This window comes from Klebsiella sp. CN_Kp106, from assembly GCF_040064575.1.
In the GTDB taxonomy this organism is placed as follows: domain Bacteria; phylum Pseudomonadota; class Gammaproteobacteria; order Enterobacterales; family Enterobacteriaceae; genus Klebsiella; species Klebsiella michiganensis.
Window position 1 is genome coordinate 1 of record NZ_JBEAIG010000026.1, and the last position, 11,193, is coordinate 11,193.

The 11,193-nt window shown below is 57.8% G+C and carries 9 protein-coding genes and 1 pseudogene; all 10 read right to left on the reverse strand.

All coding sequences use genetic code 11. The features are described from left to right. The coding region (locus tag ABLU96_RS11400) for a T6SS effector BTH_I2691 family protein (RefSeq protein WP_348862514.1) at positions 1–1,834 on the reverse strand (1,834 nt) is incomplete at its 3' end. 45 nt (positions 1,835–1,879) lie between these two features. Continuing rightward, entirely contained in the window at positions 1,880–2,146 is a 267-nt protein-coding gene (locus ABLU96_RS11405) for a PAAR domain-containing protein (RefSeq protein ID WP_064375879.1), read from the reverse strand. Between the two features lie 17 nt (positions 2,147–2,163). Continuing rightward, complete coding sequence (gene vgrG / locus ABLU96_RS11410) at positions 2,164–4,536, reverse strand: type VI secretion system Vgr family protein (RefSeq protein ID WP_064406709.1); 2,373 nt, start codon at positions 4,534–4,536, stop codon at positions 2,164–2,166. Between the two features lie 23 nt (positions 4,537–4,559). After that, positions 4,560–4,898: pseudogene (locus ABLU96_RS11415) on the reverse strand (Clp protease); the annotation flags it as partial. A gap of 285 nt (positions 4,899–5,183) precedes the next feature. Beyond that, the gene (hcp, locus tag ABLU96_RS11420) at positions 5,184–5,675 is read right to left on the reverse strand and encodes a type VI secretion system effector Hcp (RefSeq protein WP_014839086.1); all 492 of its coding nucleotides are present in this window, start codon (positions 5,673–5,675) and stop codon (positions 5,184–5,186) included. A gap of 4 nt (positions 5,676–5,679) precedes the next feature. After that, on the reverse strand, positions 5,680–7,389 hold the full coding sequence (locus ABLU96_RS11425; protein WP_064406711.1) for an OmpA family protein: 1,710 nt from the start codon (positions 7,387–7,389) through the stop codon (positions 5,680–5,682). Next, complete coding sequence (gene tssL / locus ABLU96_RS11430; RefSeq protein WP_064392170.1) at positions 7,386–8,075, reverse strand: type VI secretion system protein TssL, short form; 690 nt, start codon at positions 8,073–8,075, stop codon at positions 7,386–7,388. Before tssL ends, ABLU96_RS11425 begins: the two co-directional genes overlap by 4 nt. Then, positions 8,072–9,412 carry a type VI secretion system baseplate subunit TssK gene (tssK, locus tag ABLU96_RS11435; protein WP_064392171.1) on the reverse strand — a complete coding sequence of 447 codons (1,341 nt, stop codon included), beginning with the start codon at positions 9,410–9,412 and terminating at the stop codon, positions 8,072–8,074. Before tssK ends, tssL begins: the two co-directional genes overlap by 4 nt. 20 nt (positions 9,413–9,432) lie before the next feature. After that, a complete protein-coding gene (tssC, locus tag ABLU96_RS11440; RefSeq protein ID WP_075912728.1) occupies positions 9,433–10,965 on the reverse strand; it encodes a type VI secretion system contractile sheath large subunit in 1,533 nt (510 codons plus the stop codon). Between the two features lie 40 nt (positions 10,966–11,005). Further along, on the reverse strand, positions 11,006–11,193 hold a 188-nt coding region (locus ABLU96_RS11445), incomplete at its 5' end, for a type VI secretion system contractile sheath small subunit (protein ID WP_348862517.1).

Sequence of the window (11,193 nt, forward strand, 5' to 3'; positions counted from 1 at the left end):
TGACGATAAACGCATCCGTGCTAAAGAGCTGTACTTCCAGTTTACCGGCATTTTCGCGCAGCCCCTTCACCACCGCGGACAGCGATTTCTGGTAGTACCCCTCCAGTTTTTTCATATTGCTGACCTGCTGCATCAGGGCTGCCGTTACAGCCGTCGCCGTCAGCGGCGTCACCTCTTCGTCCTTTTTCCCTTTCACCGTTGCCAGATACGGCTCCAGCTCGCTGATTAACCGCGGGTTATTGGCCGCCACATGCCGCCACAGCAGATTCCCGCGATTTTTAGCGCTGTACTCATTCCACCAGCCGTCTATCTTTGCCGCCCCTGCCGGACAGCTGTTAATCCCGTGCATGGCCATCCCCACCGCTGACTGGTAGAACAGTCCTGCCCGCTGTGCCTCACAGTGGAAATCGTCCAGCGTTGCCAGCAGTACCGGTGCGCTGAGCCAGTTCACCACGCTGATGATACGCTTCTGAAAGATGGCGTTAACCGCGTCAATCAGGCTCGTGTAACAGTTATCAAAGTTCGCCTGCCGGGTTGTGTTTAGCTTTTTCTGATAGGGTGCCCAACTTTGAGCCCGGACTCCACTGAAATCCTGCGAGGGTTCGGGCAGATTTAACGCCAGCTCCTCATCGACCTGCGCCTGTATCGCGGCAACCCGGCGCTGGTGAGCAGCCAGCGGTTCAGGTGGACTCATCAGCACGCTCTCCGGGTATGATGCCGTCACGTTCTGCGTATGCCAGCGCCTGACTAACCTGTCATCTGCCCTGATTTGCGCCAGCACATCAGGCTTATCCTTATACCTTTTCTCCAGCGCCTGCAGACGGGTATCCAGATATTCGTCTGTCAGCAACGGACTGTCCATTCTCCGTCTCCGCATCGCGTCCTCCAGAGACTCGGCATTGCCTTCCAGCAGCGTTCTGACGGCGTCGAGGTTTGTTCTGGTGGCGCACTCAAGCTCACGCTCCTGCAGAAACTGTGCCTGGCGCCCCAGCACATCCTGGCTCCAGCCGTTTAGCTCATGGACAATCCCCACCGGATCCCAGAGTGGAAGCAGCAGCGGCGTCATTCCCTCACTTCGGTTTTCCATGGCCGTGACCGTCGCGGCTGCTCTGCCACTGCGGTTTTGCGCCCACGGATACAGGCTGGACTGCATTTTCACCACATCATGGCTGACCCGCCAGGGGTCATCCACCGTCGGATCCCAGAGTGACGATACCCGGCTGACATTTACAACTTTTGCATCATCCGGACCGGGCAGCAGACCCGAAACAGAAGGCACCTGATAGTCCAGCACCTGATTCAGGCTTGCTGCGGTGACATCGGTCCCTGTTTTTGTGCGCTGAGCCCCCGCCACCGAAGGCATCACTTTCTGCATTCTCGCGATGCGCTCCTCAGGTCTGGTGCGATACCGGTCGAGCGTCTCCTGCTCCCACGGATACTGACTGAACGCAAACCACACATTGCCGCACTTATCCGGGGATTCAATGCTCATAAACTCGACGTTTTGCGCAATGTGTTCGCCCGTTTCGCACAGCGCCTTTTCCACCGGGGCAGGATTAGACGCCACCTGCTGCAGCCACAATGAACCGTCCGGCGCAACACTGTAGCACTGCCAGTAACTGGCGCCCTGTTTTCCTTTTTCATAGAAAACGTAAAGATAACCCTGACGAAGCGCACGGAGCGTGTATTTTTCATTATTAGCGAGTGTTACCCCGGTAATGAGCGGATCATTCGCCCATCCGGGTAAACTGGCACTGATATTCTCCGGCACAACGGCATACCGCACGGGCAGTACCGTCAGGCCTTTGGTTGTGCATAATCCCTGGCATGCCATGTTCTCGTCCTTTTTAATTAAAACTGAAAATAAAAAATGTCTTTTTTAACCAGTGAAATAATTAGATCCTGCGATCACTTTATGGCCAGAACATAGACAAAGCACACGGTCCTGATCCTGTACCAGAAGTATGCCATTACTGACGATACCAACAGCAGTGGCCTGGATGGGAAATATTCCCTTACAGACAGTGCAAATAGCTTTATCATTATTTTGTGCCACCTGCCTTCCCTCGCTGAAATAATTCGCAGTTGCAGAAATTATTTTTCCATTACTCGTCCTGTCCCCCAAAACGGCTAATTTTATAGTCATTTTTTTTCCTCAAATTATTAGCTAAGTATCACCATAGCCCCTTGCTGTTGGGCTGCAGAAATTACCCCGGGTTTGCAGCCAGAAGGTAGCGAAAGCGTTGAATTTAACGTCGACGCAGACTGCTGTTGAACCGCAATGCATTTCAACGTGACGTTTTTACTAGTACCAACTTCAACCCCCGCATCACTTAACCGTATAAATGCCCCTCCACAAACCAAAAGGATTTCTTTCTTGGCTGATATGACAACACTGTTGTCTGAACTGGCGACGGAAAGCTTTTCTTTAGCAAATAGATTCAGCGCATCCGACTGTGCCTGAATATCTACTTTACCCTCCGAAGCATACATTTTTATTCCCAGTTTGTGTGCGAATAAGCTCAGAATATCTCCTACCGCCAGACTAAACTTTTTGACAATACTAATGTCTGCATTTTGACCAGCGGTAACAATTAGATTTTCCCCCGCCGAAACTTGTACGCTCGCTGGGGTGACCTGCGCAATACCTGAGGGGGCAGACAGAAGTAACGCTTGCTGCTTAAGATCATTAAGTGTTTGATTCATTAATGTTGTTTGTTTCTCAAGATCGGCTAATTCCGCCTGGGCTGCTTGGGCGGCGTGACGCAATCCAGACGTTACCTCTCTGGCAGCATCAAGTTCTTTGAGCGCAGCTTGCATTTCGCGCTGCAGTCCCTGCGCCTTCGCCTGCCCGTCTGCACTGATAAAAATCCCTTTCTGCGCCCGGATAGCCCCCCAGCTGTCCGTCCTGAGCTCAAAACCTTCCCCGCGCTGTTGTTTCTTGCTGTCGACCAGATGTCCGAGATTCAGCTGGCTCTTGCCACCGTACTCCGTGCTGACCTTGATATGCTCTTTCCCGCGCTCATCGTCGAGGCGGATTTTGTTGTTAGCCGGGGTGCGCAGCACGTTACGTTTGTAGTTACGGATGGTGACGTGGTCGCCGTGCGCCGAGTCATGCAGCACCCCGGCGATGTACGGCCGGTCCGGGTTACCGTCTTCAAAACCAATCGCCACCTCGGCACCCGCCAGCAGCGGCAGGTGCAGGCCGTACGTGTCGCCGGCATACGGCCGGGACTGGCGGACCCACAGGCTCTCGAATCCGGTCTCCCAGCTGTCCCGGTCGAACAGCATGTTGACGCGGTAGCGGCCGTCTTTATCGATATGCCCGTAGGTGTCATTTTCGGTGGTACTGGTGACGCGGGCCGGTAAGGTGCCGGCCATCACCGGACGACTGCCTGGCTCAGGGCGGAAACTAAAATCAGTGCTGTCCGGGATACCGTCAAACCTGACGCCAAAGTCCTCATCACGCCGCGCATGGCTGTGCATCGCCGTGATGACCACGCCCTGCGCAAATACCTCAGCCACTTCGTACCCGCCGGTGACTTTCAGCAGCATACCCGGAGAGAGGGTCGGGCAACTGGTGACGGCCCGGGTCTGCGTCTGGCCATTCAGGTAGCGCTCGTGCCGGATACGGGCATAGAACGCCCCGGACTCCGGGGCCGGATTACGGTCATGGGAGTTTCCCGCCGTCAGGTAGTTATCCGCCCAGTGATAGGCCTCTCCGTAAGTGGTGGCATCTCCCCTGGTCGCATCAACGAGGGTGTTCATGTCTTCCGTGGCCTGCCGGTAGTTGTAGTCGCGGGTGCTGACCTGCTTCTGCACCACGCTATGATGACTCTCCATCTCCCACACCGAGTCCACACCCTGCGAATGCTGCCCGGACGGCGGCACCGACGGCAGCGTCAGGACTTTCTCATACCCCTGCTGGCTGTCGTAAAACTCCACCACGTCGATGTTCAGCCGCGTGTCGGTGGTGAAGCGAAACCAGATGCCGACCTCACCCAGCAGGCGGGTGATAAAGTGCAGGTCGTTCTCACCGTACTGCATCACCTGCTCACGCCGTGGATACTCTCTGGTGAGCGAAAACAGAAAATCCTGGCCGCGCATGCCGTGGCGCTCGCGCAGGATTTTCTCCACAATCTGCGGGACGGACATATCCTGGTAAATGGCGTTCTGGTGCGAACGGTCAAGCAGCGCCAGGCGCGGCTCAAGCGTCAGGGCGTAGCGGGTTTCATTCTTTGAGGTGCCAAGGCGTTCAAAACCCGTCACCACTCCCTGAATCACCCGCACCGGCTGCTGGATTTTGATGCCGTAGCCCTGGTCAACCGGGGCCTGCAGCGTCAGGGAGCCCACCTTCAGCAGCATCATCTCTTTGCTGATGGCATGGTCAGCGCTGGTGAACTCAATACGGTAGCGGAAGGGTTTGCTCAGGGCTTCATCGCCTTCAAACGCCAGTACATCGGGCTCGGCGTCACAGCCTTTCACCGAAAGCAGATGATGGCTGTGGCTGAATCTTAACGGAGGATTATTGCTCATGCGTGCACTCCTTCTGTGAGGTCAAACTCCAGCCCGATACCCTGAGCCAGTTCGATTTCCGGCTGCAGATCCGGCCGCTCGTCAGATTGCGCATCCAGTAACGGGCGCAGGCGCTCCAGTTGGCTCTGGCCAAGCGTCAGTAAGGGCCACAGCCCATCACAGCGAGCCAGGTTAGGTTTCCCGTCCAGCGCCATCAGCAGATGAACGCTGCGGATGCTCTGCTCTCCGGCAAGCGAGGCCAGCAGCCAGTGTTCCGGCAAAATTTTCGCATGGGTGCGGGTCTGGCAGAGCGAAGCCACCCCTTCCATCGCACGGGCACAGTAAGGGTTCAGACATCGCAACAGGCTGGCTGGATTTTCCATGAATCTCTCTCTTTGTCAGTTCCTGGACACGCTACCGCCCCTCGCTGTTCACCAAAGCGCATAAGGTCAGGCAAACAGATTGTATTTTTCTTTGCTGAGTGCCCGCATATCAGGCTCTCAGCAAAAAACTGTGGACAGGAAACCCCGCCCGCATCAGACGATTGCCCTAAATAATTCGTGTTGCAGGCAGGCGGCAAGTTCGTGAATCCCCGGGAGCATAGATAACTATGCAACCGGGTGAGCGGACGTAGCCAACGCACCTGCGGCGCGAAGTATGACGGGCAATTACGCGGTGGCGCGTTCGTTCCAGCTATCGGAATGAATGATGTTGCCGTCTTTGTAGGTCCAGGTGATTTTTTCGTAACGCAGTTCTACGCGCTCAAGATGGTTGTGCTTCTCTTTAGAAGGATCCTTGATGTCGTACATTTCAGGGCTCACTTTCACCACCTTCACGTTTTCGAGTTTGGTGTTGAAGTACTCCACTTCCTGGCCCGCGTCGTTGATCTTGTACCACTTGAATTCCGCAGACTTGAGGGTCTGACCGGTGGTCACCGCCTTGTACAGATACGGGCTGGACGAGTCGATTTCCTTGGTGAACAGGAAAGGTGTGTGGATACGGGTGCCGGTCAGTTTGCCGGTGTTGTTATCGGTCGGGATGTACAGGTTATGCTCCTGAGCGACAACTTCGATGCTGCCCTCGCGATCCTGAACGTCCACAGATCCTTTAATGTCCGCACCGCCGTCGTCTTTCAGCCAAAGATAAACAGGAATTGCCATGGAATTACTCTCCATTGTGTTGTGATGCGCCATCATCCGATGACGCGGGTGTGTTGCCCGGCAGCTGGCAGGCATTCGCCTGCGGCACCAGACTGATTTCGACACGGCGGTTGAGCGCACGGCCCTCCGGGGTGTCGTTGGTGGCGAGAGGACGGCTTTCGCCGTAACCCTGCACCGCAAAACAGCTTTCCGGCACGTCGCCGGTGTCGCGCATCCAGTCGCGCACCGCTTCGGCACGTTTCTGAGAAAGCGTCTGGTTCAGTTGCGGATTGCCGGTGTTATCGGTATGCCCGGACACGACAATCAGCCAGCCCGGTCTGGCCTTAACCCCCACCAGTGAATTGATCAGCATTTTGGTGGAGCCTGGCTTGAGGTCGTACTTGCCCGAGTCGAACAGCGACATGCTGTCGAGGCGGATAATTTTCGCTACCGGTTTGGGTTTCGGCTGTGGTTCAGGCGGCAGTGGTGGCGGCACATACGAGCGGATCGCTTCCAGCACCGGCATGCGCAGACGCCCGCCCTGATACAAACCCAGGCTCAGCCGGGCCGGTACGCCGTTACGTGCATGGTCGTCCAGCAATGCCGCATCCTCGCGCAGGGCCGCAACGGCGTCGGCTTTCGGGCCGTAGTCATCCATAGAGATGCGGTCGTAACGGGTAATATCGAAGCTCACGCGTTGCAGCTGCTGGCGATTGTTCCAGCCACTGCTGAGCAGCGCAGCGATAGTCGCCAGCGTGAAGATCCCGAGCGCACAGCGGAAGGCTTTGTCACGCGGCGTCAGGCCTCGCCCTTCCGGCAGCAATGGCAGGACAAAATCCGGCAACGGGGAAATAACCGTACTGTCCGTTCCCACCGGCTGCCAGCCGGTCACCTGTTGCATCGCGGTGTGACGGGACAACCACGCCGTCCAGGCCGATGTGGTCAGGCTTCCGGCAAGGATTGGTCTCATGCCCCACAGCACTGCGGCAGGGGCAATGACCGGCACATCGGGGTTCTCATCCATAAAAACAGCCTGGACGTGCTGATGGAACCAGCTCATCAGGCTGTTCATCAACACCTGCTGCTGCATCGCAGGCGTTCCGCCGGCGGTGACCCATGCAGCGACAGAGCCCGGAACTGAAGATTCACGCCAGACCCTCACCCCTTCACCCGGGAGAGCCATCTGCCAGAATAGGTCATTCGTCATCGCGCTGCCGACCTGACCATTCAGAATCAGTGGCACAGAATGACCCGTTTCTTTACGCAGCTGGCTGATGCGCCAGCGCAGGGTCAGCAGACGACTGATCAGGGCTTCGCTGTCCGGGTGTTGCTGCGGACAGACACAAACCATTACCGACAGCTGACGCCCCCAGTCAGGGCGCAGCCACAGTATCTGGCGGGCTACCTGCTCCAGGTCCTGATGATCCTCCACGCGGATCCAGCATCCCTGCGGGACGATGAGTACCGGTGATTGATGCGGCCAGGCCAGCGGCAGATCGCCGCAGACCAGCACCACGGGCTGACGGTAAGTGGCTTCCGGTAGGTTATCCAGTTGCAGGGTGACGTCATGCCGCGCGCGACGACTGGCGACATACCAGCACGCCATGATAAGCCCCAGAACGGTAAGCAGAACGAGTACTGACACCAGTCGGGTGACCGACAGAAAACCCAGGCAGACCACGGTACTTAGCAAGGCGGCCCACAGCGCAAGTCCACGCTGTTGCGCAGGGCTCATTTCACCGCTCCCGGCAACAGGGTCTGCAGCATCTGATCCAGCCAGCGATCCAGTCCCCACCAGAGTGCGGCGACCACCACCACGCTCAGGCCAATACGTACGGGCCATGATGCCAGCCAGCCGCCCATTTCCCGTCCGGCACGGCTTTCCACCAGGACAGGATGGGTTTGTGGATAGCTGAACGGCGTGACATATTCACCAAGTGCATTAATGAGTTTCTGGCGTTCAGGGTCGTTCAGAGAGCGGAAATTGCCGAGGAAACCCAGCATCATGACTCGCTGGAAGCAGGTCACAACAGCGTGGTCAGGAGCCGGTTCACGCAGCACATCGCGCATCCGATCGCACAGCGTGTCACCGGCGTCCATAGTGCCAAGGAAGTGCCCCTGCAGGGGAATGTCATACCACTGCACGCAGGCATCGTCCTCCACACCGCGACCTTTGACCGCCTCATCGAGCAGCGCACACTGTGCCGTGAGAATATGCTGACAGCTGGCTTCATCAAGTTCGCTCGCTTTCAGCTCACGCTGGACTCGTTCGACATCAGTAATGCAGCGTTCCCAAAGCGTGCGCCCTTCCCCGTCCTGGAATATCGGACCATGACGCAGGCTGATCACCTGCAGCCAGGTATCCTGAAGCAGGGCATCTATATCAATGGACGCGGCGCCGCCGCGTTTACGCTCACTCATGTTCTCAGTACCGCAAAAAGTTCAAGTTCAGGCTCGCCGAGCATTCCCGGAACGTAAAACATACATGTGCCGCTCTGGAGCATTTCGGTGGTCAGGGGGTGAGAGACATCCAGGCTGAAGTACTGGTTTTCCAGACGCAGTGGAATGGCTGCCGGTACATGACGCAATGGCGCGAGAGGTACGCCCACCCGCGATGAGTTGACGATACTTCTGACATGATCGGGACTGCCGACCTTGCACTGGCGCGGGAACTGCTCCTGCAGCTGTGCCGCCGACATCCGCGAACGCACGGAGAGATAGTAATCCGCCCCTTCACGCAGACGCGGATCATGCAGACGGGCCTGCCAGAAGTGCAGCCGGGCATCGTGCTCAAGTTCAATCGCCACCACCCGCGACGGCAGGCTGGCTTCCAGCAGGTCACCCAGTAAATCAAACAGCGGCGGGAAAACGTTATTCAGTTGCTCATGCTGCCAGACCGGGATCGCACTCACCTGGTGCTCCAGCGAGAAGGTCAGCAGGCTGCCCGCCAGACGGGCCAGCTCCGGATACAGACGCTCCGGCGGGCTTTGCGGATGGCGCTGAAACTGTCCGAGCACGGGCTCAGCGCTGTTCAGAGCATTGAGCAACCAGAACAGGGACACATCGGCCACGGCAAAATCCGCCATCCGTTCGTTGCTTTCCCTGCGCATATCCATCAGGCGGCTCAGGCGGGTACGCAACTGGGTCATCAGTTGCTCCAGTTGGGTCATCAGCCAGCGGCTACCCTGGATGGCCAGGAGCGGGGGAAGAAACGTCTCATCAAGTTGCCACGCCCTCTGCGAATCCTGCTGCAGGCGGGCGATCGGACAGGTCAGGTAATCGCTGTTATTCTGATGGGCGAAACGCAGCGTCAGCTCCGGGCGCATCACCGCAATCTGGCGGGTATCTTCCCCAAAGGCGTTGCGGACATCCCGCCAGCGCTGCCGATAGCGAACAGGACGCTCAGCCACCTCATCGGGTTTCAGGCAGTTGCCGCCGTTCGCCCGCAGCAGCGGAAGGGCCAGTACCACCACCACGTGCTGCGATTCATTCTCAAGCGCCAGTACCGGTGGCAAATCGTCAGCGTTATCCGTATCGATTAATGTCCCGTCGGGGAAACGGATATGCAGATGACGGGCCTGCAGGCGGCCCAGTTTCAGTGCATCCGATTCGAATGTGGCATCGATCATCCCCCAGGGATGAGAAAGCCCGAGTCGGGCGATACATTCCGCAGACCAGGCTGAATACGCGGCCTGCTGCTGGAAGTGCTGGGGAGAGACCATAACGCCCCTGCCCCATAACGGTTGTTCCGTTTTCATTGGCTTCCTGCCTTAGCTTATTATTTCGCCTTTGGCATCTGGCTGACCAGAGACAGGTTCACGTCCATCCCTTCCACCTGGAAGTGCGGCACCGCGTACAGCTTCACCCGGAAGAAGCCCGGATTGTCCTCGATATCTTCCACCACCACCTTCGCGTCGCGCAGCGGGTGTGAGGCCTGCAGCTCGTCGCCCGGGTCAGTCATCTCCGTCACCAGACCGCGCACCCAGGTGTTGAGCTCCAGCTCCAGCAGGCGGCGATCCTTGGTGGTGCCGATGTTTTCACGCTGAACGAGCTTCAGGTAGTGCGCAATGCGCGAAAGCAGGAAGATATACGGCAGACGGGCGTTGATGCGGCTGTTGGCGGTGGCATCGGCGGTGTCGTACAGCGCCGGCTTCTGGGCGGAGTTGGCCGAGAAGAAGCAGGCGTAGTCGCGGTTTTTGTAGTACGACAGCGGGATAAAGCCGAGGCTGGCGAACTCAAACTCGCGGGTTTCCGGGATCATCACCTCCGACGGGATCTTCACCTGGTTGCCGGTGCCCAGATCGTAGAGGTGGATCGGCAGATCTTTCACCGCTCCGCCCGCCTGCGGGCCACGGATCTGCACGCACCAGCCGTTATTAATAAAGCTTTTCACCATGTTGGACGCGAAGGAGAACGAGGCGCTGGTCCACAGGTATTTCTCGTGGTCCGGGCCTTTCACCTGCTCGACGTAGTTGAAGCTGCGCACCGGCACGGTGTCCGGTCCATACGGCAGGCGGCCCAGCACGCGCGGCATCACCAGGCCGATATAGCGCGCGTCGTCGGTGTCGCGGAAGGATTTCCATTTGATGTACTCGGCGCGGTCGAAGTAGTTGCCGATATCCTTGATGGCGGCAACCTCTTCCATGGACTCTTTCAGAAAGAAGGCCGGGCCCACGGCGCCGATAAACGGCATATGGGCCGCGGCGGAGACGCCGGAGATGCTGCGCAGCAGCGCCACGTCCTGCGGGCTGGCGTCGAACTCATACGCGGAGATCACCGAGCCAATCGGCTCGCCGCCCGGGGTGTCGTACTCGGCGGTGTAGGTGTGCCAGTAGAGACCGCTCTGAATCAGCTCCGGCGCGTCTTCGAAGTCCTGGCGCAGATCGTCTTTGGAGACGTCCAGAATTTCGGTTTTGACGTTCTGGCGGTAGTCGGTGCTGTCCACCAGCTGCTTCAGGCCGCGCCACAGGGATTCCACCTTCTGGAACTCAGGATGGTGCATCACCGCGTCCAGCTGGCGGCTGATTTGATAGTCCAGCTCCGCGATGTGGTGGTCAATCAGGGTCTTGTCGAGCTTCTCCACGGTCTTTCCGGACTGACGGATGCAGTCCATAAACACCTGCATCGCCGCCGTCAGTCGTTCGCCCGCCGGGGCGTCGGACAGCGCGGCATCATCCAGAAAGTCGTTAATATCGCCCAGGCGGGACGCCGGGGTCAGGTTGATTTTGTCAAACAGGGAGGCGTAAACGCTCTCTTTTTCCAGTACAGCGGTCTGCCCCTGCGCGGGGGCGGTTTCAGTATTTACAGACATCAGCATATTCCCGGTTAATCCATTAAATAACGCACGTCGTTTATTTCGGGGCCAGCGCGCTCATTTCGTCGCGTAATTCCTGCGTCAGCGCCGGGTCTTTCAGGATTTTCTCAAGCTCTTTTCTGAAAGTGGCGTTATCAAGCAGGTTGGATTTGAGGTCGCGTAATAAATTCCGCATCGCCAGCATGGCGCGGAGCTGGGGAATCTGGCGGGCCACCTGCTCCGGTT

What these genes read in the sequence shown, in the direction of transcription:
- ABLU96_RS11405 (WP_064375879.1), bottom strand. Translation starts at nt 2,146, where the DNA reads ATGACTATAAAATTAGCCGTTTTGGGGGACAGGACGAGTAATGGAAAA.
- vgrG (WP_064406709.1), bottom strand. Translation starts at nt 4,536, where the DNA reads ATGAGCAATAATCCTCCGTTAAGATTCAGCCACAGCCATCATCTGCTT.
- hcp (WP_014839086.1), bottom strand. Translation starts at nt 5,675, where the DNA reads ATGGCAATTCCTGTTTATCTTTGGCTGAAAGACGACGGCGGTGCGGAC.
- ABLU96_RS11425 (WP_064406711.1), bottom strand. Translation starts at nt 7,389, where the DNA reads ATGAGCCCTGCGCAACAGCGTGGACTTGCGCTGTGGGCCGCCTTGCTA.
- tssL (WP_064392170.1), bottom strand. Translation starts at nt 8,075, where the DNA reads ATGAGTGAGCGTAAACGCGGCGGCGCCGCGTCCATTGATATAGATGCC.
- tssK (WP_064392171.1), bottom strand. Translation starts at nt 9,412, where the DNA reads ATGAAAACGGAACAACCGTTATGGGGCAGGGGCGTTATGGTCTCTCCC.
- tssC (WP_075912728.1), bottom strand. Translation starts at nt 10,965, where the DNA reads ATGTCTGTAAATACTGAAACCGCCCCCGCGCAGGGGCAGACCGCTGTA.